A 21,009-nucleotide genomic window follows, 5' to 3' on the forward strand; every position below is an offset into this window, starting at 1 on the left:
ATGGGCAGAGCATTTGAAGTCCGCAAAAACGCCATGGCAAAAACGGCGGCGGCAAAAACAAAAGTAAACTCAAAATACGGAAAAGAGATTTACGTTGTTGCTAAAAATGGCGGCGCAGATCCTGAAACGAACTTGTCACTACGTCGTTTAATCGACAAGGCAAAGAAAGATCAAGTTCCTGCACACGTTATTGATAAAGCAATCGAAAAAGCGGCAGGCGGTGCAGGTGAAGATTACACGCCAGCGCGTTACGAGGGTTACGGTCCAGGCAACAGCATGATCATCGTTGACTGTTTAACAGACAACATGAACCGTACTATCAAAGATGTTCGCTTACCGTTTACCAAAACTGGTTCAAACTTAGGTAACCCAGGTTGTGTGGCGCATATGTTTGACCACTTTGCAATCTTAGGATTTGCAGGTGATGACGACGAGTCAGTTTTGGAAGCGCTAATGATGGCTGATGTTGATGTTACTGACGTAGAAGTTGAAGACGGCCAAGTTTCTGTTTTCGCCCCTCACACTGAATACTTCAAAGCGAAAACTGCACTGACAGAAGCGTTTGAGGGGATCACGTTTGAGGTAGACGAAATCACTTGGGTGCCGCAAACTCACGTAGAAATCGAAGATCCAGAAGCAATCGAGACATTCGAAAAGCTAATCAATATGCTTGAAGATGTGGATGACGTACAAAACGTTTACCACAATGCGATTGTCAAAAGATAAGCCGCTTATCGATATAGCGCGGCACATTGCGCAAATAGTTAAGGCCGACATCGTTCGGCCTTTTTATTGCCTATGCTTTACACCTCGCAACATTAGTTTTTATCATGGCGACAGGAAACAATAATAGTAGCGTTTGCGAGCCAATATAGATGACCCAATTAATGTGCCTTGCAATGGGAAAGTAGCCATCCCCTTGGTTTGCGAACAGCCAAAATTGACCGATAATAGCATCCGCTAGCATGGCTAGGATAAAGCCGCTGGCAACTGCGAAGTTGGCTTTTTCGTTGAATTTAACGTTTTGAATAATAAGCCAAAAGCCAAATACGCCGAGCAAGGTCACTAATAAGCTATAACTTGCGCTCAACAGCAGGGAGTATTGGCTTATCGTGGGTAGGTACATCATTTTATAGCTAAGCGACGATAGCGTAATAGACACCACAACCAATACGGTCGCGGTTGCTAATGTTAATGCAAATTCTCGTCGTAAAAATCGAATAAGCAGTCCAAGTAAAAGCCCATAGCCAAGGGCAAAAAACCAAATGGAGTCGATCAAGTAGTCATGCCTTATGGTTTGATCTTGGCGATGATAAAGCTCAAAGAAATTGAAGTTGACGATATCTCCGCAAGTACATAAGAGCAGGGCTATCCAACAGAGTTTTATGTCTTTATGTAAAGTACTGGGACTAGCAGCCAAGCTTGTTTGGCGAACATGCCACCCTAATCGCAGCACAAGAAGTAGTGCGGCTGATGGTAAAATCCATTGAAATAAGGCTTGGTGACTTTGCCAAAGTGGGCTGCTGCCAAGCAATGACGTAACCGTTGCAATGCCAAGTAAAAGCAATGTGATAGGTTTATAGTGGACGGTTTGCAGTATATTATTCACGGTCATTCCTTGTTGGCAATCATGGCAAGCTGTTTGGGGGCTCGTTTCTGCCACCTTAAGCAAAGTGTAATAATTATCCGCGTAATTGCCTCTTGCTGTATCAATTTACAGTACAATCATTTACAGTATTTGTCTTGCAGATCTATTACATTGCTACTTTTTATAAGGGTAACTCGTTCATGTCTAATCTTAAACTCAATATAGCGCTTTCATGCTCAGTTCTTGCATTGGCTTTTTCTGGGTTTAATGTCATTCAAACCAAATTAGCAACCTCTCCTGTGGCAACGCACGTGTATCAGAGTCCTACTCAACAGCCTCACTATAATGCAACTCAGTATACACAGGGCACTCAGATTTCAACTGACGAGTCTGAACAAATTGCTCAGTTAATGGCTCGGATCAATAAACTTGAAACGAGGTTACAGGCGTTGTCGATGGAAAAGTCAGATTTACTCTCTGAGCAGGCGCCGGATGAGTTTGAGTCTTTAATCTTCTCTTTGATTGAAAAGCGTGAACAGCAGAAAATCGACGAGATGAAAGCAGAAAACCCCATTTATGGCTTTTATGAAGACTTACCCGAAGACTACGAAATGCGGATCAAAACTGATCCTGAGTACGCAAGTCAAATCAGCAACGATTTAAAACAGAAAATTCTAAATAACAGTTTGCCGGCGGCAGAACGTTTAGCGGCAATGAGTCAGCTGCAAATGAACATGTTTATGCTAAATCGCAATGAATTAGAGCAATATGATTATCAAGCAGTAGAATCTATCCTCAATATGACGCATAACATGAGTGATGAAAAGTTGAGGCTACAGGCGCTTGAGCTCGTGTCGCGTACACCTATCGTTGATGAGCGTTTGTCACAGTCATTCGTGAAAATGCTAGAGCAAGAGCCTAATGATTACGTGAAAAGTCTCGCAGCAGAAGGGTTGATGTCACAGTACTTTCAATCAGGCGCCGATCCAAAGCAGCAGCAAAGGATCGCACAAGATTTGCTGTCTCTCTACGAAAATGCATCGGATCCTAAGGTTAAAGCCATCCTCAAAAACTTGATGGGCGATGAGCGTATGCTAGAAGAGCTAAAGCGCCAGTCTAATGGCTGACGTACATTAAGGCTAACTGAGTGAGAAGCTGAGCTTTACCAAACTTTAGTACTTTTAGTAATAGTTGCACTTGGGTGTTCAGCTTAATCCTCGACTCTAGGGCCTGTTGACCTTTGCTGTTTGATTTTTGTTCTTCTGAGTGTGTTTTGGTCGCGACGCTCGACTTGCCGCCTAGTAATCTAGGCAAAAGTTGAGCAACAATGAACAAAGCGCACTCAGATGAACCCAAAGGGCAGCGCTTGATTAGCATTTCTACTGTGTTATCGCCAGACTTACATAGAATGACTATGCTACGCTGGCTCTGCCTTGTATAAATACCAATCAAACTGCTGCAAAAACAAACTTGAAAGATCAACAGGCCCTAGTTAATTAATACCGAAAATCAAGGAAATGATAAATGCAAATCGTTGCACTTGATGCGAGTTTTCCATCGCTTGATACATTAATAGCAGAAATCGATGCGCTGATGAATTCGCTATACCCTGCTGAAAGCAACCAGCTATCGGCATTGCAAGAGTTGTGCTCACCTACTGCGCATTTTATTGGCATTATCCAGCATGACGAGATCATTGCTTGCGGCGCAATCGTCGAAAAGCATCATGATTGTCTCTATGGTGAGTTGAAAAGACTGTATGTAAAGCCAAATCATCGCGGTCTTGGTTTATCAAAAGCAATCTTGTCCGAGTTAATCGCTTTTGCAGATAATCGTCAATATCCACTGATACGGTTAGAAACCGGAGTTAAGCAACCAGAAGCCCTTAGGTTATATGCGCAGTTTGGTTTTATCGAAAGAAAAGAATTTGGTGATTACAACTCGGATCCGCTGTCTGTCTATATGGAGTTAAAACTTGGAAAATAAGCAGTTAGATATCGAATACGAAGTAATCAAGGAACATATCAATGAGTTTCCGACCCCCATCACGTTTAAACAAGGTGCGAGATTGACCGTTGGTGAAGAATATGAGGGCGAGGAGGGGTGGGACAATTGGTTTTTCTGTGAAACTGAGGAGCAAGTGTCTGGTTGGGTACCTGCTCAAGTGTTTCGCTTAGTCAATCCCAAACAAGGTGTTGCATTAATGGACTATACCGCTCAGGAACTATCGGTAGTTCAAGGTGAACACCTGTTGGGGCATAACCAACTCAATGGTTGGGTGTGGTGCTCAAGTAAAAAGTCAGAGCTGCAAGGTTGGGTACCGCTTCGTAATCTAACACCAATCTAGCGGATGTTGCTTTTTAGCAACACTCCTCTCTTTTCTCTACTACTTTTTTAAAATACTTGTGTTTTTCGTCAGTTTTCCGCCCACGCTGACACTTTTATAGCCATTACTTTAAGATGGGTTTTAGTTTTAATTTATTGATTTTTAAGTTGTTTTGTTTGTTTCCTGGTTTCTTAGAAACTATAAGAAAAAATTTTCGATATTTTTATAAAAATTTTTTCTGGCGGTTCTGCTCAATACCGAATGTGAATGATTGTCGCATGAAACTTAACCGCTTTGGGCTGCACTTACATCCTAATTTTTTAAGGTGTTGCTTTTATGCGACAGTTTAACTTATTGAAAATAAATAAGTTTTAATTTTATCTCGACATCTCCTGTTGCTAAATGGCAACAATCTCACTGAATCCATCCTTAATGAAAATTCATCTTTGTTTTTAACTTGTTGATTTTTATATTCTTTTAAACTTTGGCATCAAAGTTGGAATAGTTATCTCGAAAGCAAAAAACATTCGCTTCAACACTAACCAACGTAGAGAAGCAGAAACGACAAGTTTAGAAATATGAGAGGAACTGATTATGAAAACTTTAGCAATCGCACTATCAGCAGCTGTACTTTCTTTCGCATCAGTAGGTGCTCACGCAAACTCTGAGTTTGATAAATACGATGTTGATGGAGATGGTTACATCTCACTAGGCGAATCAAAAGCAAATCCAAATTTGATGGCGCAGTTTAAAGACCTTGACGCCGACCAAGACGGCCAATTAAGCCAGTCTGAGTTTGATAACTTTGAAGGCTAGTCACAAGCCGACGACATAATAGCAGAGTTTAAAATATACCCCAATTTAAGGAAAAGATTATGAAAAACGTATTAGCAGCACTATCAATCGCAGGTTTATCAATGGTTTCAGCATCAGCACTAGCTGGTGGCGATTTTGAAAAATTGGATACTGATGGCAACGGTTCAATCAGTGTAGCAGAAGCAAGTGTGAGCGCTTCATTAACTGAGCAGTTTGCAGATCTAGACACTAACGCAGATGGTGAGCTAAGTAAGTCTGAATACGCAAATTACGAAGGCTAATTTAGCACTGAGTTTAACAATGGGTTAGGCCACGTGCCTGACTCAAAAAATAACACAATTGAAGGATTAGATTATGAAAAACGTTCTAGCAGCACTATCTATCGCAGGTCTATCAATGGTTTCAGCATCAGCACTCGCTGGTGGCGATTTTGAAAAACTAGATACTGATGGCAACGGTTCAATCAGTGTAACTGAAGCAAGCGTAAGCACTTCGTTAACTGAGCAGTTTGCAGACTTAGACACTAATGCCGATGGCGAGCTAAGCAAATCTGAGTACGCGAACTACGAAGGTTAATCGCTAGGTGGGCGTAGCGCCCACTGCCTTTAACACCATTACGAAAACGACAGAAGGATTGGACTATCATGAAAAACGTATTAGCAGCACTTTCAATTGCAGGTTTAACATTCGCTTCAGCTTCTGCATTAGCTGGTGAAGATTTCACTAAATATGATACTGACGGTAACGGCACTATCAGCATGACTGAGGCAAAAGTAAATCAGTCCCTTGCAGAGCAATTTACGCAACTAGACAGTAATGCCGACGGTGAGTTAAGCGAGTCTGAATTCGCAAATTACCAAGGCTAATCAAGCCGTCCAAAAGCAAATCATATTTAGGAAATTTTAGGAGCAGAATGATGAAAAATGTACTTATCGCACTATCAATCACAGGTCTAACATTGGCTTCAGCAAATACTATTGCTGGTGAAGATTTCGCAAGCTATGACACAGATGGCAACGGTGCTATTAGCATGAGCGAAGCAAAAGTAAATACAGCGCTTATCGAACAGTTTAAAGACTTAGATGTAAACGCTGACGGAGAACTAAACGAAACTGAGTTCTCTAACTTTAAAGGTTAATTTGCGACTAGAGCCGCAATGAGAGACGGGCATAGTGAGGAGAATGGCTATGAAACTTAGAACGGTATGTGCAACGACCATAGGTGTATTGGTGAGTACGATGGCACTGGCAGCAACCTTGTCATTTCAAGATGTAGACAAGGATAAAGACGGGCAGATCAGCCAGCAAGAAGCATCAGTATCATCAACACTACTTGGTCAGTTCGAGAAGCTAGATGCAGACAAAAATGGTCAGCTAAGTGCTTCTGAATTCTCTAACTTTAAAGGCTAGGAGGTCACAATGAAAAAGTTAGCAACAGCAATTACAGCCGCCACAGTACTTTTTGCCGGCTCAGCAATGGCAGCAGAATTTAACGATTTTGACTTAGACAAAGATGGTTTTATTTCTAAAAGTGAAGCGTCACTGTCAGAATCTCTTGCTTCAATCTTTGATAAGCTCGACAGCGACGGAGATGGCAAACTGTCTGAGAAAGAATTTAATCAGTAAGCAAGTGGCAATCCAAAGCGCCACGCCTCCCCAAGCTCGACTTTGTGGTCGGGCTTTTTTATTTCGAGCTACTAGACAGCTTAAGATGTAGATAGGGAATAGATTAACTTAATTCATTGATCCAACGAAGCTCGCGGATCCATTTCTGCATTTTAGGAAAGCCTTGCTTTGGGCAAGTCATATCCCACGCACTGAGTAATGGGTAGCCGAATCCGTTTCCTTCCTTAAAAGCAATTACGAAGCTAGCGCTAGCGCCTTTATAGCCATCCTTATGTAATACGACCTCTAGAGGCAATCCAATATATTGGATGGCAGCAACCGACCAAGCAATGGCGGCCATTTCTTCGCCTTGCATGGCTTGTTTCTCTCGGCCATTTTTTAGGCCATTTTTATACACATCTTCATGAAGTTGGCCGCGGAATATTGGCTCGCATACGGCGATATGGCCAGCTTCGTGCAATATATCACCTGGATATCGCAATTTCTCATTATCAATATAGAGCGTGCCCATTACCGTTTTTAGACCCGGTAAAAACGTATTTTCCTCGACTTCATGAAATCGAAAAGGTAGCTGGATTTCGGTGAGAAAATCACAAATGCGTTTAGTATGCTCGTGCATGGTAATTCCTTTAATTGGCCAACTTACATTTTTAAGTGAGTTTAACCTAATGTTTCATTTGCGCAAATTACCATAAATTACAACTTATTATAGAGGTAGCTTGATCACCGCTAGCATCTCACCATCGTCTTCATTGATTCCAATTTCTTGAAAGCCAAAACTTGCGTAAAATGGTTTGGCAACGGGGTTACTTGGTACATAACAGATTTCTATGGTGGCAAGGTTTGGTGTCTGCTTGATTTCTTCGAGTGCGAGGGTGAGTGCTTTACGCCCAATCCCTTGTTGCTGAAATTGCTGATCAACCATAAAGCGCCAAATGGAGATGCGCTCTATACTCTCTTGTACCCACATTAGCATCCCAACAGCTTCATCATCTTGATAAATTGCGCGTGTGGTATAGCCATCATTAAATTTTGATTCCACGATGGAAAACATGTTGCAGGCTACCAAATCTTGCTGCTCAGGGCTGACATCTAAATCGCAAATGGCTTCGTAGTTTTGTTTATCAATGGCTCTTAGAGAGATATTCATCACGGCGTCCTTGTATTGTTATAGAAACACTATTTCAAATATGGTTGTTTTGGCAAGAGAAAGTTTGCTTTATTAGCCGCACAATCATTGACCGTTAAGCGCTTCTTCCCCACACTGGAAAGCACCTTCGGCTTTATGTCGTTTTGCCTAAAACAAGGACCTTGTGATGCAGCTTACCAGATTACTTAATATCTCCATTCCTATGATCCAAGCGCCAATGGCAGGTGTGCAAAATTGGCGCTTAGCGGTCGCAGCGACCAATGCCGGAATACTCGGCTCAATCCCTTGTGGGATGCTGAGTAAAGAGCAGGTCGTTGTAGAAATTGAGCATTTTAAAGCATATGCTTCAGGCCCATATAACCTTAACTTTTTTTGCCATGAGATGCCGGAGCCTGACCCTTATCAGCAAGACAAGTGGAAGAAAAAGCTGGCTTCATATTACGATGAGCTTGAGTTAACACCTACTGATGAAATGGGGATCTTAAGACGCCCATTTAATAGGGAAATGGCTGAGGCCATTGCGCCTTATAAACCTCCCGTGATCAGTTTTCATTTTGGGCTTCCTGATACTGAACTGGTCGAGCTCGTAAAATCGTGGGGGACGACTATTTTGTCTTCCGCAACGACCTTGGAAGAGGGAATATGGTTAGCTGAAAATGGTGCAGACATTGTGATAGCGCAAGGGATTGAAGCGGGTGGGCATAGGGCAACCTTCACCGAGACAAAACTTGAGTCTCAACTGCATACTCGACAATTAGTAACTATCCTTAGTGATGCGCTATCTGTGCCTGTAGTGGCTGCCGGGGGGATTGCTTCTCATCATGATGTTACTATGATGCACGAATTGGGTGCCTGTGGAACACAAATCGGCACCTGCTTCTTACTGTGTGATGAAGCAAGCACCTCTTTGGTACATCGTGATGCACTTAAATCACTGGCTGAGCCGTCTGCCGTGACCAATGTGTTTTCTGGTCGCCCTGCCCGTGGGATTGAAAATCGGCTAATGATAGATCTTAACTTCATTAACGAAGACGTACCGACTTTTCCATATGCATCAGCTGCTTTGACGCCATTGCGCGCTGCTGCTGAAAAGCAAGGATGCGGCGATTTTAGCCCCCTTTGGGCAGGCGTTAACCGCCAAGGTTGTATGGAAGTCAGTACACAAGAGATGGTAGAACATCTATGGAATGTTAAATAAAATATTTAAGTTAACAAATTTGACACATTTCGAGTTTATGCTCTAGCGTTTTATGACAAGGCCAACTCTGTTGTGCCTTGCTCTTTGTTACCTACGTAAGTCGATTATTTGCTTGGGTGACGTATTCGTTATGACAATAATAAACACGGAGTCGTGCATGAGACATTCTATTTTAACCGCAGCGTTATTTGCCTCTTTTTCATCACTGGCAACCCCTACTTGCCCAAGTATTACCGCATTAGAAACCCATTATGTAGCACCTAATATGGTCAAGCGTAGCTTTTCTAGCTCATTTAACAAATACTTATCTTGGCTGCCGAGTTACCATATGGTACACGATCAAGTAACTGCTGCCGGTGCTGCAACTCAGATCACTGCTAAATTTGACTACGGTAGCATCACTCATAAAGACTTGGAATTCGAGTCGGTGGAGTTTTACTACCGTGCTGAGTCGGACACAAATTGGCAGTATCTTGGTGAGCAAACAACCAATGGCGATGGCAAGGCGTTTATCACCTTGCCCGAGTTATCGGCAGGTCAGTATCGTATATATGCAGGCGTACCAGCTGATGGCACCGGTGCACAAGGTTATGTCACGGTTGTTGAGCCAGGCACTCAAGCGGTCCTGTTTGACATCGATGGCACATTGACCGAATCCGATGCCGAGCAAATTGGCGACTATACCGGAATAGATCATGCCGACCCCAAAGATGGCGCTTATGATTTAGTTCGTCACTATCTTGATTTGGGCTATCAACCCGTATTTTTGACAGCCAGAGTGTATTGGTATGCTAAAGGGACGCGCGGTTGGTTAAATTGGATGGGCTTACCGCAAGGCTTTCTACGCACATCACTCAGTAATGAAACCAGTTTGTTTAAAACAGCAGAATATAAAACTGCGGAGATTAATCGCTTAAAGGCGCAGGGCATTGATGTCGTTCGTGCTTATGGTAATGCCAAAACAGATGCTGAAGCCTTTATCAAAGCCGGGATCCCAGCTTCAGAGGCGTTTACTATTGGTTCTGATGCCGGGTATTACGGTACCACAGCTATTACCGGCAATAGTTACCAAGTGCATTTAGGTGAGCTCACAACTTATCCTTATGCTGACTGCTTGTAGACCTTATCCTCGATTGAATCTAATTTTTAGAAATTCGCAAAAGGAGCCGTATTTTGGCTTCTTTTGGGGGTACCCTGTGCGTGCTAACCTCTGGGCCTAGGTACTAACTTACACTCCCATTATTTACTTTTGTTTACGTAACATTCATCAAAATTTCATTTTTCACACTATTCTGGCTTGACCTCTGACCATTGTAATCTAAAGTTTATTTGTTACTAAATTGTAATAATTGGAGCAAGTACATGAAAAGGTTAATTCTCAGCGCCCTGCTTGGGTTGCTATCGATCGTTACCTCTCCCGCCCACAGCGGTGAGGAATTAGAGTATCCCGTGGTATTAGTTCACGGTCTGTTTGGTTTTGATAATCTGCTCGGAGTAGATTATTTTTATCGCGTACCACAAGTGATCCATGATGAAGGAGGGCAGGTTTATGTTGCAGAAGTATCATCAGCCCATAATTCAGAATTGCGTGGTGAGCAACTACTAGAGCAAGTTGCGTTGGTTCGAGCATTAACGGGTAAAGACAAAGTTAATTTAATTGGTCACAGCCAAGGCGCGCAAACTATTCGCTACGTTGCCTCAGTTAAACCTGAGTGGGTGGCCTCAGCGACTAGTATTGGTGGCGTAAACTGGGGTAGCCGTTTTGCTGATGTTGTTCGCGGTGGAGTAGACAATGGTTCATTTTCGGAGCAGTTTTTAGCGTCGCTTGCTAACGGCCTTGCGGGGTTAATTGATTTGCTATCTGGTAAAGCCACCGCACCAAAAGACGCACTCGAAGCACTAGGTGCTTTGACCACGGCTGGCACATTAGCATTTAACCAAAAATACCCAGAGGGTGTGCCAAGTCATTATTGTGGCGAAACGCAAAGTCTAGCGAGCAATGGCGTGCATTATTTTTCATGGAGTGGCAGCAAAGCATGGACCAACGTATTTGACCCCGCTGACAACGTACTTGCACTGTTCTCTCAAGTTTTTGATGAGGCCAACGACGGCCTAGTATCAGCTTGTTCTAGTAATTTAGGTCAGGTGATCAATAACCAATTCAAAATGAACCATTTAGATCAGGTAAACCACACCATTGGTATTCATCACTTGTTCGAAACAGACCCATTAACCGTTTATCGCCAGCATATTCGCCGCTTAAAAGGTTTGGCGCTATGAAAAAGTGGGGCCTTTTGCTAATCATTTTGACTATGCTGTCGCTGGTTTATATCGAGAGTGAACAGCAAGAGACGCCGCGTCATGTTCCCCGGTTCGCGGAGTTATCTGAGCTGAAAAATGATGCGCATAAGGTCCCACAACCCACAAGGAGTGCATCTGTAAGCGTACATTGTGAGACCATTAATAAACAGCATAAGCATCAAATCGACGATTGGCTTTTTGAGCTACAAAACCATAACCAAGCCGAGCAGTGGCAAGCTTATCTGGAATTATTACCACAATGCCTTCACGAAGTTGCAGGTCTCTACGTGCAATTTAAGCAGGCCTTAATTGATGTGGATACGCATCTTAATCTACTAGAACGTGTTGAGCTGCTACACGCACTGCAGCGGCAATTTTTTACGGATGAAGTGATAGCAGTTTGGTTTGAAGATGCTAATGCGTGGGATACGCAAGCTTTGAGTCGCTGGCAAATTTTGTCAGACGCATCTATATCTGAATCGCAAAAGCAGCAATTAATTGAGACGCATATCAGTGGGCTTCCAAAGCGTGAACAAGTGTTATTTCAAACCTCAGCCCAGTTACACACCCTAAACGCAAACTGGCAGCAAAAACACTATAACGAACTAAGTGCTGAATATGGCGATAAAGCCGCAACTCGTATACTTGAAGTCCAGAAGCAACAACAGCATTGGCAGCAAAAACTACAAAGCTTTATGCTGCAAAAGCAAAATATTCTAGCCGAGCTTGGTGATAGCCAAATCGCAAAAGAAAGAGTCGAGTTACTACTCAAACAAACCTTCACGGAGAACGAGCAAAAGCGAGTTGCTGTATTGGTTAAGTGATAATTTTTTAGTTATTGATAAGATGTATAGGCCGGTTACATGGAGCAGCCGAACCAGCAGCCATGAGCCCATCTTGATAACTGGTCAATACAATCAAACAAGCAGTAAAACATGAAAATTGAACCAAACCTGTGGCAGCTTTATTTACAAGTATATTTTCAACCGTTACGGCCAACCCGCTTTGATACACGGGGCGCTATCTTGAGCCTTTGGAATCCACATGGAAAGGTACTTTGTGAAGATAAAAATCAGCGCTTATCACGATTTTGGCAAGGGGCTTTACAGCGCGCAAATGTGCCTTATCAGTTGCTGTGGGGCGGTGATCAGCAAATGCAATATCGAGAGTTAAGTGTTTATATAAAGTGTGATTTAGCATCGGGGTTTCGGTGGGCGGCACGATTAAACCAATTGGGACTTTATTTTGTCGAAAATAATCACTTGCACCTCTATAACAGTAGCGATAAAGCACAAAGCGATGTGGTGACGGATAAGTTCGCATCTCGGCTTTGCTTTGTAGCATTGCCTAAAAATAACTCTGGATGTCTAGCTGCGCGAGGCGCTGTTTAGCCGCTTAATAACAGGGCTATCGATAAAGATAACGCTCAGTTGAGAGATCGAGTGAAGAGGCGATTCAATCAAGTCGCCTCACGCCGTTTCACCGATTTCTTCATCCACCAAGCTTTTTATTTCCTGCCTCACCCACTGGTGGATTGGGCTATTGTGATGAATGAGATGCCAAAATTGTTCAACTTGAAAATCGGCAGTGTGGAACGGTAAATCGGCTACCGTGATGTCATAACGTCTACTTAAATGAGTGACCAGACGCTTTGGTAAAGTGGCAATCAGATCCGTGTTAATCAATAACTCCGGCACCATCGAAAAATGTGGTAAAGATGCCACTACTTCTCGCTGAGCATCCAACCTTTTTAGCTCATGATCCATATCCGTTTTGCACAAGCCATTACCAGAAACGATGAGATGTCGGCTCTGGCAATAGCGCGCTAACGTCATAGGCTGATGAGCCCATTTATGCTGACAACACATTACTATGGCATAATTGTCATTAAATAAGCGTTGTTTAAATACGTTGGTGGGTGTCTCATCTGTGGAGTACAATAATAAATCCGCCACCTTTTCCAAGTAGTCATGAAGCGGTATAAACGAGTTGTAAGACACAATTTGTAATTTCAAATTTGGAGCACGCTGTTGAAAGCGCGCCAACAATTTCGGCACAATCATCATCATTTCGAAATCCAGCGCCCCTATAGTGAACACGCCCGAGTATTGCAGAGGGTCAAACTCATCATCCACCAACATATGACGAATAGTAGTGAGTGATAGCTCCAGTTCGCTACGAAGGCGCTCGCCTTTTGCAGTTAAACGGTACTCATTTTTCACCTTTACCAACAATGGATCACCAAATTGCTTTCGCAAGCGCATCAGGGCTCGGCTCACTGCTGGCTGGCTCATGTTTAATGCATGAGCGGCTTGACTAATATGCTTGTGGATCAACACCTTCTCTAAGATCGTTAACAGATTTAAGTCAATACTGCGTAGATTCAACTCAGGTACACCCATGCCATCACCGTATAAAATTATGCGTAAATGATCTACATACTATAACAAACATGCATTTTTGATATGTTTGTTTTTGTTTTATCTTTTTTTCATCTTATTGAGGAGAGAAAAATGAAACTACCCACCCTAGCTTTAACCCCTATTGCTGCTGCAGTGTTTACTTTTAATGTCAGTGCGATAGGCCATGACCATAATAACCAACACGCGATTTTATTCCCTGGTGAAACGGCTCAACTCGAAGTTGAACCATCAGCAAAGCACTCGCTAAAAATCGGCCAAAAAATCAATAACCTTTATGAACGCCAGTTTGATGACAGTAAATTCACTGTACAGAAATTGGGTAAAAATACCTACTGGATCGGAGTAAATTACTACAACGCTACCGTTGTGGTGTCCAAAGACTCGGTGTTGCTGATTGACCCTCTTGGTGATGGTCGTATTGATGCGCTGTTTCGAGGTATTCAATCCATCACCAATAAGCCGATCACTGCTATTATGTACTCTCATTATCACCTAGATCATGTAGGTGGAGGTAATCAACTTATTGGCTTAATTAAGAAAAATTACCCAAGGGTGGGGCGTGTCCGTGTTATCGCGAGTCAAACCGTTGCTGACAAGATCAACCTTCACGCTGAATTGAACGAAAACGGTGTGAGAACCCCTAAAGTTCCTGCACCAAATGAAGTGTACGATTTGAAAAGAACTAGAACGGTCAAATTTGGCTCAATAAGGCTGAAGATGATGGCACCAGAAGGTTCTGGTCACACACCGGATAACACGATGATTCTAATTCCAAGCGATCGCGTGCTGCATTTCGCTGACATGATTAACCCTGATCAGCTGCCGTTTTACAATTTTGCGGGAGCGGAAGATTTCCATGGTTACGAAGTGGATCTACAAAATCTTCTGAGGAAACCGCTCAGTAAGCACTGGAACTTTATTAATGGCGGTCATGGCAATATAGGTTCAAAAAAGGACGTAAAAGATCTGTTGGAATACATTGCTGATGTTAGAACGGAAGTCGGTAAACAATTAGAAGTTGCGCCCTACACCCCAGTTTTTAGTGACGGCAACCACTTCATTTGGTTTAAACGCTGGCAAGAAGAGATCATCAATAATGTGCATTCCGAGCTAGCGAACAAATATGGGCACATGTATGGTTTCGATTCAGGTGCGGTGGAAACCCACGCAGCCATCATTTTGGCTGATATGATTGATCATTAAGTTCACTCGGCGCGCTAAGCGCCGATTTTTTGTGCTCCAACTAAATTGAAGAACTGGCTCTCTACCTATTACACATGGCCAGTCAGATAAATTATCAACCATATTTGTCTACACGAGGGTCTCTAGTACCTGAAACTAATTTACAAATTGTCTGGTGAAAACACTGCGGGCATGTGGTGCGAAAACGCATGTTAGCTATATTTTGACCTTAGTAGATGTGCAGCACGAATAAAAAACAGGGCCTAAATCAGGCCCTGTTTGCTCTACTTAATTGGTTTATTTTAAGTCAAAGCGGTCTAGTTGCATTACCTTCACCCAAGCGGCGATAAAATCGTCTACAAACTTCTGTTTGGCATCGTCCGATGCATAGACTTCGGTAATTGCGCGAAGCTCAGAGTTAGAACCAAAGATTAAATCAACTGGTGTTGCCGTCCATTTTATCTCTCCAGTTTTACGGTCACGGCCTTCGTATAAGCCTTCTTGCCCCTCTACCTTTGACCATTTAGTCGACATATCTAGCAGGTTAACAAAGAAGTCGTTGCTCAACTGACCTGGTTTGTCAGTAAATACACCGTGCTCTGCGCCTTTGTAGTTTGCGTCTAAGCTACGTAGGCCGCCTAATAGTACCGTCATTTCAGGTACAGATAAGTCCAGCATATTGGCTTTGTCTACTAACATTTCAGTTGGTGACATAAACGCTTCATCACTGTAATAGTTACGGAACGCGTCTGCCTTTGGCTCCAGATAGCTAAATGATAAGACGTCCGTTTGTGCTTGTGAGGCATCGGTACGGCCCGGTTTAAACGCTACATTTACTTTGTAACCTGCGTCGTTTGCGGCTTTTTCAACTGCTGCAGAACCACCTAACACAATCAAGTCGGCAATAGAGACTGCTTTTTTGCCAGCGCGCTTATTAAAGCGGGTTTGAATGTCCGTCAATGTAGCTAGCACTTTGTTTACTTCGTCAGGGTTGTTTACCTCCCAACTTACCTGAGGCTCGAGGCGTAAACGGCCACCGTTTGCACCACCACGCATATCAGTAACACGGTGGCTAGATGCTGCCGACCATGCCGTTCTGATCAGTTCTTGCTTTGTTAGACCTGAGTTCAAGATTGATTTTTTCAGTGCGCTGATGTCCTTGTTATCAATCATCTTGTAATTCGCTTTTGGAATTGGATCTTGCCAAGTCAGTACTTCGCTTGGTACTTCTGAACCCACATAACGGGCTCTTGGACCCATATCACGGTGGGTCAATTTGAACCAAGCCTTCGCGAACGCCAACTCATATTGCTTTGGATCTTTGCGGAAGCGTTCAATAACCTTACGGTATTCAGGGTCAAATTTTAATGCCAAATCCGTGGTGAACATTATTGGTGCGTGGCGTTTACCTTCAATGTGGGCGTCTGGCACTAGGTTTGCCGCAGCTTTGTTGTCAGGGATCCATTGGGTCGCGCCTGCTGGGCTTTTTGTCATTACCCAGTTGAAGTTCATTAGGTTGTCGAGATAATTGGTTGACCATTGAGTTGGTGTGACCGTCCAAGCCCCTTCTAAACCGCTTGTTGTGGTGTCTGCACCTTTACCCGTGCCGCATTTATTTTTCCAACCTAGGCCTTGTGCTTCAATCTCTGCTGCGGCTGGTTCTTTACCCACACAATCAGACGGCTTTTTCGCGCCATGTGCTTTACCAAAGGTGTGACCACCCGCGATAAGTGCGACCACTTCTTCGTCGTTCATGGCCATGCGACCAAATGACATGCGAATATCTTTTGCGGCAAGTAATGGGTCTGGTTTACCGTGTGGGCCTTCAGGGTTGACATAAATAAGTCCCATTTCAACTGCTGCCAATGGGCCCTTTAGTTTACCTTTTTTGTCACGACGCTCGTCTTTTAAGAAAGCATCTTCTGGCCCCCAATAAACTAAATCAGGTTCCCAATCGTCTTGACGGCCACCGGCGAAACCAAAGGTCTTAAAGCCCATTGATTCAAGCGCAACGTTGCCTGCTAAGACCATTAAGTCTGCCCACGATAGGCTACGGCCGTATTTTTGTTTAATCGGCCACAATAATCGTCTTGCTTTGTCTAAGTTCGCGTTATCAGGCCAGCTGTTTAACGGATCGAAACGTTGTTGGCCACCTGCCGAGCCACCACGGCCATCGTGTACACGATAGACCCCAGCGCTATGCCATGCCATACGGATCATAAAGGGACCATAATGACCCCAGTCGGCAGGCCACCAGTCTTGCGAATCAGTGAGTGTTTGCTCAATGTCTTTTTTGACTTGCTTAAGATCTAGTTTGCTAAATTCAGCGGCATAGTCAAAGCTTGCGCCATAAGGGTTGGATTCTGGGCTGTGTTGTCTTAATGGGCTTAGGTTTAGTTGTTCTGGCCACCAAAATTGGTTGGTTTTCGCTTCGCTCATTGCAGCAAAGCTCGGGGCTGATAGCGTTGTTGTTACTGCGAGCGCTACGGCAGACAACATCGTTCTAGATTTTCTATTCATGGGGTTTTCCCTCGTAATTAAAGTGTGTCTCAAACTGCGTGTTAAACTTTAGTTCACAAATTAAAAAGAGAAAATCCAGAAAAACAAATTGGTATGTTCGGAAAAATAAATCGATAAAAAATCTAATTTATCAAAGTGTTATATTTATTTTCTATAGCAAGAATATTTTTGAAGTAAAACTTTAATCTAGTCTTTTGCAATAATTGGCTTAAAACAGAAAGCTTGTAAGATCATATTGAATTTTGGTAGCTAGCTAGGTGCGCAAAGATAGTGCTTAATAGTCTCGTAATTGTATTGGGTATGAAAAAATATACGGCGGAGTAATGAGTCCTACTCCGCTTTATTCGCCAATATTGAAAATAGCAATGGAACTTGATGCCCTTTACTCAATAACTGAAAGCCTTGTCCAGACACTGCCTCTAAACCTTCAAAGCAGTTATATGGACTAAAAGGGTGCTCATCGAAGTGGGTAATTGTAAGACCAGCTTGCATTAAGGACTGCATCACTTCGGCGATTGAGTGTGGCCAAGTCGCAATGGTTTGTTTGCTATCTTGGTGGTTCTCAGTATAGGTTGATTCTTCGCTAATATCCGGCTGAGTTTGTGGGAAATAAGGGTAACCCAAATGAAGGTCAATGCTTGGGTGAAACTCCACGAAACAAAACTGACCGCCGGGCTTCAAAGCACAGGCAATAGTGGCAGCCCACTGAGATAAATCTTGTAACCAGCAGATGGTGCCATAGGATGCAAAGACAATGTCGAATTGTGTGGTATTCTCAAGCCCAAATTGCGCGATATCCTGACAGATAAAACTGGCATCAAGCCCAGTTTGCTGAGCCAATGTATTTGCTCGGGTAATGGCTTCTGTCGAAAAGTCGACACCTGTTACCTTAGCCCCCAGCCTTGCGAATGACAGGCTATCTAAGCCGAAGTGACATTGTAGGTGAAGCAGACTCTTGCCTGATACATCACCAAGTAGCTCACATTCAATGGGATTGAGCGAAGAGGTACCTTGCAAAAAGCGATTGACGTCATAAAACTCAGAGTCAAAATGTGCCTTGGCTCGTTCTTCCCATGCCGCACGATTGAGAGAGACATAATCCATATTGAATTCCCTATTTTTGTGGATTTTCTTTAACAATAAACAAGTTAGATAAATTAGTAAAGAAACCGAGGCAAGGCTGCCCCGGCTTGGTTGGGATCCTGTTTATTTCTTCGGATCGTGCTTGTCGAACCACCACTGAATATAAGCCACTTTGTTTAGCAGGTTGGATGGCCTTTTGGTGATTCCGTGTGAGGCATCTGGAATTCTGACCATAGCTGTTTCTACACCTTGTAGCTTAAGCGCCTGATAATACTGCTCGGTTTCTGAAATTGGCGTACGATAATCCGCTTCACCTGTCAGTAGCATGGTTGGGGTTTTTACATTACCCACATAGCTAATAGGCGAGCGTTTCATATAATGTTCCATGTGCTCCCATGGTTTTCCTGGGAACCAGTAGTCCGCAAAAAATGGATAGAAATCTGCAGTTAATACAAAGCTATACCAGTTAATCACCGGCTTTGCTACGACCGCTGCTGCGAATCTATCCGTGTGACCGACAGTCCACGCAGTGAGTACGCCGCCACCTGAACCGCCCGTAACAAACAAGCGGTCTTTGTCTATATAGCCTTCGCCAATCAGGTGATCGACACCTGTCATTAGGTCGTCAAAGTCATGGCTTGGGTAGTTATGGTGGATAGTTTGAGCAAACTCTTTGCCGTAGGAGTCGCTGCCTCGTGGATTCATGTAAAGCACGACGCTGCCTTGGGCGGCAAAAAGTTGTACTTCGGCGCTAAAATGTGGGCCATAGTTTGCAACTGGGCCACCGTGGATCTCAAGTACGAGCGGATACTTTTTAGATTTATCGAACCCAGGAGGGTAGGCGACCCAAGCTTGAATTGGCAGTTGATCATGTGTCGACTTTAGCCAAACTTCTGCAACTTTTGCCAGTGTTTTATCGCCAAGGGCATCTTCGTTAAGCTTTGTAATTGGTCTTGGCTCGCCGCGTTTTACAATTGCGACATCGGCAGGGCGCTGGGTATCTGCAAGTGTAAAAGCCACTAGTCCACGATCACTGATGGCATAGTCACCACCTGAATAGGGGCGACCAAAACTAACACTACCAATGGCATCCGTTATCTGCTCAAAACGCCCTTTTAACGGCTGGTAGCCAAGTGTGGTTTTCCCTTCACTGTCGTAACTTACATAGACACCACGGCTGTTGGCGGCCCAAGTGACAGAGGCAAGGCTTCTATCTAAATCGGCTGCATAGGTTTTGGTTTCGCCGGATTTGAGATCTTTGACATAGAGTAGGCTATTCTCGTAATTGGTTTTTTTATCATCATAACCAAGGTAAGCCAGATAGCGGCCATTAGGTGACACCTCGGGGTGATTATCTGGGCCAACTCGGTCAGTTACCGCGGTGATTTCAAGCGAGTTTAGGTCTAGCTTATAGACTTCGCTGTTGGTTGGGTTTAACTGGTTATCCTTGTGGCGATTAGCCGAAAAATACAGTGTCTTTGCGTCATCAGCAAAACTCAGTTCGCCGCCATGATCAAAGTTGCCTGAGGTTAACTGTTTTGCATTGCCACCGTTGGCGTCAATTTTGAAAATATGATTAAAGCCCGGTTCGGTATAACCAGCACCGTCGGCACGATAGTATACCTCATCGATAAATACGGGTGGTTTTGCCCATTCTGCCCCTTTGGGTTTCCCTGCAACAGATACCGGTGGTGCCTTCTGGCTGGGAACAAACTGGCTAAAGTATAGGCTTTTACCATTTGGGGACCAATGCAGTCCTGATGGTCCATGGGCTAAATTGCTGATCTTGGCAATGGCACCAGTTGCTAACCATTTCACATAAATTTGGCTACTACCGTCGCGAGTAGAAACAAAAGCGATGCGATCATTACTAGGCGACAGCACAGGAGAATAATCCATGTGCAATCCAGAGGTAACTGGCTGCATTGCATTGGTAGCAAGGTCTACAGACCAGATATTACCGACTTTTCTATCACTTTTGATATCCATGCGGTTGCGCACGAAGAAGACTTTGTCACCGTCATTGGTGATGTCAATTTGATTAGCATATTCAAGATTAAATATATCGGTTGGCTCAAGCGATGCGGCTTGCACAGTGCAAGCTGAGCTCGCAATCGCGACGCCTGCTAGAAAGTATTTCATGACTCATCCTGTTTCTAATTATCATTTCCACTATGCGCCATATTGCAGCTTAATCAACTCTTTGCGGTGAACAAATTAAAAGTCTATAAAAAAGTGCTTTACCTCAACTTAGCTTGCGGTTTTATCGTTGCCAGCAGTTAACGAAATTTATAATGAAGAGGATGATATGTACTTAGAACACGTAAATTTGGTAGTTAGCGACCTAGAAGAGGTGCTTCACTTTTATCGCGCCGCATTTCCTCACTGGAAAGTTAGACGCAAAGGGCAAGGCGAGTGGTACGGCAAAGCACGAACATGGCTGCACTTTGGTGATGACTATCATTATATAGCGTTTAGCGATCACGGTGAGGGTCACAACAGAGCACTCGAAGGTCACCAAGTCGGCTTGGCACATTTTGCCTATGTGGTTCAAAGTATCGAGCGTGTCGTTAATAGGCTAACCGAAGCGGGTTATGCGGTCGATAAAGTCGGGGCGCAGCATCCACACCGAAAAAACGTTTACTTTATTGATCCAGCTGGATATGAAATTGAGTTTGTGGAATATATGAGTGATCTGCCTTCTGAGCGTAATAGTGATTAACTTGCTAAGAAGCATGAGTGTTACCCATGTTATAGCTATAGCGGGTGGTTAGAATGAGGGAGATCTAGCGTTTTT

The 21,009-nt window shown here is 43.6% G+C and carries 26 protein-coding genes; 18 read left to right on the top strand and 8 right to left on the bottom strand.

Features of this window, described 5'->3' with window-relative positions:
- The gene (locus PNC201_RS20750; RefSeq protein ID WP_010375669.1) at positions 1-726 is read left to right on the top strand and encodes a YebC/PmpR family DNA-binding transcriptional regulator; all 726 of its coding nucleotides are present in this window, start codon (positions 1-3) and stop codon (positions 724-726) included.
- Between the two features lie 70 nt (positions 727-796).
- On the opposite strand, the gene PNC201_RS20755 is transcribed toward PNC201_RS20750, so the two are convergent.
- Complete coding sequence (locus PNC201_RS20755) at positions 797-1,609, bottom strand: hypothetical protein (protein WP_102058279.1); 813 nt, start codon at positions 1,607-1,609, stop codon at positions 797-799.
- A gap of 179 nt (positions 1,610-1,788) precedes the next feature.
- Between PNC201_RS20755 and PNC201_RS20760 the strand changes: the two genes are divergently transcribed.
- Positions 1,789-2,715, top strand: a complete 927-nt coding sequence (locus PNC201_RS20760; RefSeq protein WP_102058280.1) for a hypothetical protein — start codon at positions 1,789-1,791, stop codon at positions 2,713-2,715.
- Here the strand turns inward: PNC201_RS20760 and PNC201_RS23695 are convergent.
- The gene (locus PNC201_RS23695; protein WP_102058281.1) at positions 2,705-2,965 is read right to left on the bottom strand and encodes a hypothetical protein; all 261 of its coding nucleotides are present in this window, start codon (positions 2,963-2,965) and stop codon (positions 2,705-2,707) included. The genes PNC201_RS20760 and PNC201_RS23695 overlap by 11 nt on opposite strands.
- A 147-nt stretch (positions 2,966-3,112) precedes the next feature.
- On the opposite strand from PNC201_RS23695, the gene PNC201_RS20775 reads away from it, so the two are divergent.
- The 9 genes from PNC201_RS20775 to PNC201_RS20815 all read left to right on the top strand — a co-directional run bounded on the left by PNC201_RS20775 (position 3,113) and on the right by PNC201_RS20815 (position 6,355).
- A complete protein-coding gene (locus PNC201_RS20775) occupies positions 3,113-3,574 on the top strand; it encodes a GNAT family N-acetyltransferase (protein ID WP_102058282.1) in 462 nt (153 codons plus the stop codon).
- Positions 3,564-3,935 carry an SH3 domain-containing protein gene (locus PNC201_RS20780; RefSeq protein WP_102058283.1) on the top strand — a complete coding sequence of 124 codons (372 nt, stop codon included), beginning with the start codon at positions 3,564-3,566 and terminating at the stop codon, positions 3,933-3,935. Before PNC201_RS20775 ends, PNC201_RS20780 begins: the two co-directional genes overlap by 11 nt.
- Positions 3,936-4,508: 573 nt before the next feature.
- Positions 4,509-4,730, top strand: a complete 222-nt coding sequence (locus tag PNC201_RS20785) for a calmodulin (RefSeq protein ID WP_010375679.1) — start codon at positions 4,509-4,511, stop codon at positions 4,728-4,730.
- A gap of 59 nt (positions 4,731-4,789) precedes the next feature.
- The gene (locus tag PNC201_RS20790; RefSeq protein ID WP_010603892.1) at positions 4,790-5,011 is read left to right on the top strand and encodes an EF-hand domain-containing protein; all 222 of its coding nucleotides are present in this window, start codon (positions 4,790-4,792) and stop codon (positions 5,009-5,011) included.
- 73 nt (positions 5,012-5,084) lie between these two features.
- Positions 5,085-5,306 (top strand): EF-hand domain-containing protein, encoded by a 222-nt coding sequence (locus PNC201_RS20795; protein ID WP_010603891.1) that lies wholly within the window; start codon positions 5,085-5,087, stop codon positions 5,304-5,306.
- 68 nt (positions 5,307-5,374) lie between these two features.
- Positions 5,375-5,596, top strand: a complete 222-nt coding sequence (locus PNC201_RS20800) for a calmodulin (RefSeq protein ID WP_017218753.1) — start codon at positions 5,375-5,377, stop codon at positions 5,594-5,596.
- A gap of 50 nt (positions 5,597-5,646) precedes the next feature.
- Positions 5,647-5,868 carry an EF-hand domain-containing protein gene (locus PNC201_RS20805; protein WP_010375683.1) on the top strand — a complete coding sequence of 74 codons (222 nt, stop codon included), beginning with the start codon at positions 5,647-5,649 and terminating at the stop codon, positions 5,866-5,868.
- A 49-nt stretch (positions 5,869-5,917) separates the two neighbouring features.
- Positions 5,918-6,139, top strand: coding sequence for a crotonobetainyl-CoA--carnitine CoA-transferase (locus PNC201_RS20810; protein ID WP_010375684.1), 222 nt, complete (start codon positions 5,918-5,920; stop codon positions 6,137-6,139).
- Between the two features lie 9 nt (positions 6,140-6,148).
- Positions 6,149-6,355: an EF-hand domain-containing protein gene (locus PNC201_RS20815; RefSeq protein WP_010375685.1), complete on the top strand. Its 207-nt coding sequence runs from the start codon at positions 6,149-6,151 to the stop codon at positions 6,353-6,355.
- 103 nt (positions 6,356-6,458) lie between these two features.
- Here PNC201_RS20815 and PNC201_RS20820 read toward each other — a convergent pair whose 3' ends face one another.
- Both PNC201_RS20820 and PNC201_RS20825 read right to left on the bottom strand, forming a co-directional pair.
- Complete coding sequence (locus PNC201_RS20820) at positions 6,459-6,974, bottom strand: hypothetical protein (protein ID WP_010603889.1); 516 nt, start codon at positions 6,972-6,974, stop codon at positions 6,459-6,461.
- 87 nt (positions 6,975-7,061) lie between these two features.
- On the bottom strand, positions 7,062-7,505 hold the full coding sequence (locus PNC201_RS20825) for a GNAT family N-acetyltransferase (RefSeq protein ID WP_095729096.1): 444 nt from the start codon (positions 7,503-7,505) through the stop codon (positions 7,062-7,064).
- Positions 7,506-7,671: 166 nt separating this feature from the next.
- On the opposite strand from PNC201_RS20825, the gene PNC201_RS20830 reads away from it, so the two are divergent.
- From PNC201_RS20830 to PNC201_RS20850, 5 genes are all read left to right on the top strand, one after another.
- Positions 7,672-8,703, top strand: a complete 1,032-nt coding sequence (locus tag PNC201_RS20830) for an NAD(P)H-dependent flavin oxidoreductase (protein WP_102058284.1) — start codon at positions 7,672-7,674, stop codon at positions 8,701-8,703.
- A gap of 157 nt (positions 8,704-8,860) precedes the next feature.
- Positions 8,861-9,823, top strand: a complete 963-nt coding sequence (locus tag PNC201_RS20835; protein ID WP_102058285.1) for an LNS2 domain-containing protein — start codon at positions 8,861-8,863, stop codon at positions 9,821-9,823.
- A gap of 242 nt (positions 9,824-10,065) precedes the next feature.
- Positions 10,066-10,983, top strand: a complete 918-nt coding sequence (locus PNC201_RS20840) for a lipase family alpha/beta hydrolase (protein ID WP_102058286.1) — start codon at positions 10,066-10,068, stop codon at positions 10,981-10,983.
- On the top strand, positions 10,980-11,828 hold the full coding sequence (locus PNC201_RS20845; protein WP_102058287.1) for a lipase secretion chaperone: 849 nt from the start codon (positions 10,980-10,982) through the stop codon (positions 11,826-11,828). The genes PNC201_RS20840 and PNC201_RS20845 overlap by 4 nt, the downstream gene beginning before the upstream one ends.
- Before the next feature lie 111 nt (positions 11,829-11,939).
- The gene (locus tag PNC201_RS20850; RefSeq protein ID WP_102058288.1) at positions 11,940-12,395 is read left to right on the top strand and encodes a hypothetical protein; all 456 of its coding nucleotides are present in this window, start codon (positions 11,940-11,942) and stop codon (positions 12,393-12,395) included.
- A gap of 78 nt (positions 12,396-12,473) precedes the next feature.
- Here PNC201_RS20850 and PNC201_RS20855 read toward each other — a convergent pair whose 3' ends face one another.
- A complete protein-coding gene (locus tag PNC201_RS20855) occupies positions 12,474-13,406 on the bottom strand; it encodes a LysR family transcriptional regulator (protein ID WP_102058289.1) in 933 nt (310 codons plus the stop codon).
- Positions 13,407-13,517: 111 nt separating this feature from the next.
- Here PNC201_RS20855 and PNC201_RS20860 point away from each other — a divergent pair, with 111 nt between their 5' ends.
- A complete protein-coding gene (locus PNC201_RS20860) occupies positions 13,518-14,630 on the top strand; it encodes a VarG family subclass B1-like metallo-beta-lactamase (RefSeq protein WP_158299149.1) in 1,113 nt (370 codons plus the stop codon).
- A 276-nt stretch (positions 14,631-14,906) separates the two neighbouring features.
- Here PNC201_RS20860 and katG read toward each other — a convergent pair whose 3' ends face one another.
- The 3 genes from katG to PNC201_RS20875 all read right to left on the bottom strand — a co-directional run bounded on the left by katG (position 14,907) and on the right by PNC201_RS20875 (position 20,354).
- Positions 14,907-17,129 carry a catalase/peroxidase HPI gene (gene katG, locus PNC201_RS20865; protein ID WP_199539709.1) on the bottom strand — a complete coding sequence of 741 codons (2,223 nt, stop codon included), beginning with the start codon at positions 17,127-17,129 and terminating at the stop codon, positions 14,907-14,909.
- Between the two features lie 330 nt (positions 17,130-17,459).
- Positions 17,460-18,233 (bottom strand): class I SAM-dependent methyltransferase, encoded by a 774-nt coding sequence (locus PNC201_RS20870; RefSeq protein ID WP_102058291.1) that lies wholly within the window; start codon positions 18,231-18,233, stop codon positions 17,460-17,462.
- Positions 18,234-18,335: 102 nt separating this feature from the next.
- Entirely contained in the window at positions 18,336-20,354 is a 2,019-nt protein-coding gene (locus PNC201_RS20875) for a S9 family peptidase (RefSeq protein ID WP_102058292.1), read from the bottom strand.
- Between the two features lie 166 nt (positions 20,355-20,520).
- Between PNC201_RS20875 and PNC201_RS20880 the strand changes: the two genes are divergently transcribed.
- On the top strand, positions 20,521-20,934 hold the full coding sequence (locus tag PNC201_RS20880) for a VOC family protein (protein WP_102058293.1): 414 nt from the start codon (positions 20,521-20,523) through the stop codon (positions 20,932-20,934).
- Positions 20,935-21,009 lie beyond the last annotated feature (75 nt).

The sequence above is a fragment of the Pseudoalteromonas sp. NC201 genome, from assembly GCF_002850255.1.
Lineage (GTDB): Bacteria > Pseudomonadota > Gammaproteobacteria > Enterobacterales > Alteromonadaceae > Pseudoalteromonas.

Bases quoted from the DNA above. Each gene is read 5' to 3' on its own strand.
- PNC201_RS20750 (WP_010375669.1), top strand. From the start codon at position 1: ATGGGCAGAGCATTTGAAGTCCGCAAAAACGCCATGGCAAAAACGGCG.
- PNC201_RS20760 (WP_102058280.1), top strand. From the start codon at position 1,789: ATGTCTAATCTTAAACTCAATATAGCGCTTTCATGCTCAGTTCTTGCA.
- PNC201_RS23695 (WP_102058281.1), bottom strand. From the start codon at position 2,965: ATGCTAATCAAGCGCTGCCCTTTGGGTTCATCTGAGTGCGCTTTGTTC.
- PNC201_RS20775 (WP_102058282.1), top strand. From the start codon at position 3,113: ATGCAAATCGTTGCACTTGATGCGAGTTTTCCATCGCTTGATACATTA.
- PNC201_RS20785 (WP_010375679.1), top strand. From the start codon at position 4,509: ATGAAAACTTTAGCAATCGCACTATCAGCAGCTGTACTTTCTTTCGCA.
- PNC201_RS20790 (WP_010603892.1), top strand. From the start codon at position 4,790: ATGAAAAACGTATTAGCAGCACTATCAATCGCAGGTTTATCAATGGTT.
- PNC201_RS20795 (WP_010603891.1), top strand. From the start codon at position 5,085: ATGAAAAACGTTCTAGCAGCACTATCTATCGCAGGTCTATCAATGGTT.
- PNC201_RS20800 (WP_017218753.1), top strand. From the start codon at position 5,375: ATGAAAAACGTATTAGCAGCACTTTCAATTGCAGGTTTAACATTCGCT.
- PNC201_RS20805 (WP_010375683.1), top strand. From the start codon at position 5,647: ATGAAAAATGTACTTATCGCACTATCAATCACAGGTCTAACATTGGCT.
- PNC201_RS20810 (WP_010375684.1), top strand. From the start codon at position 5,918: ATGAAACTTAGAACGGTATGTGCAACGACCATAGGTGTATTGGTGAGT.
- PNC201_RS20815 (WP_010375685.1), top strand. From the start codon at position 6,149: ATGAAAAAGTTAGCAACAGCAATTACAGCCGCCACAGTACTTTTTGCC.
- PNC201_RS20820 (WP_010603889.1), bottom strand. From the start codon at position 6,974: ATGCACGAGCATACTAAACGCATTTGTGATTTTCTCACCGAAATCCAG.
- PNC201_RS20825 (WP_095729096.1), bottom strand. From the start codon at position 7,505: ATGAATATCTCTCTAAGAGCCATTGATAAACAAAACTACGAAGCCATT.
- PNC201_RS20830 (WP_102058284.1), top strand. From the start codon at position 7,672: ATGCAGCTTACCAGATTACTTAATATCTCCATTCCTATGATCCAAGCG.
- PNC201_RS20835 (WP_102058285.1), top strand. From the start codon at position 8,861: ATGAGACATTCTATTTTAACCGCAGCGTTATTTGCCTCTTTTTCATCA.
- PNC201_RS20840 (WP_102058286.1), top strand. From the start codon at position 10,066: ATGAAAAGGTTAATTCTCAGCGCCCTGCTTGGGTTGCTATCGATCGTT.
- PNC201_RS20845 (WP_102058287.1), top strand. From the start codon at position 10,980: ATGAAAAAGTGGGGCCTTTTGCTAATCATTTTGACTATGCTGTCGCTG.
- PNC201_RS20850 (WP_102058288.1), top strand. From the start codon at position 11,940: ATGAAAATTGAACCAAACCTGTGGCAGCTTTATTTACAAGTATATTTT.
- PNC201_RS20855 (WP_102058289.1), bottom strand. From the start codon at position 13,406: ATGGGTGTACCTGAGTTGAATCTACGCAGTATTGACTTAAATCTGTTA.
- PNC201_RS20860 (WP_158299149.1), top strand. From the start codon at position 13,518: ATGAAACTACCCACCCTAGCTTTAACCCCTATTGCTGCTGCAGTGTTT.
- katG (WP_199539709.1), bottom strand. From the start codon at position 17,129: ATGAATAGAAAATCTAGAACGATGTTGTCTGCCGTAGCGCTCGCAGTA.
- PNC201_RS20870 (WP_102058291.1), bottom strand. From the start codon at position 18,233: ATGGATTATGTCTCTCTCAATCGTGCGGCATGGGAAGAACGAGCCAAG.
- PNC201_RS20875 (WP_102058292.1), bottom strand. From the start codon at position 20,354: ATGAAATACTTTCTAGCAGGCGTCGCGATTGCGAGCTCAGCTTGCACT.
- PNC201_RS20880 (WP_102058293.1), top strand. From the start codon at position 20,521: ATGTACTTAGAACACGTAAATTTGGTAGTTAGCGACCTAGAAGAGGTG.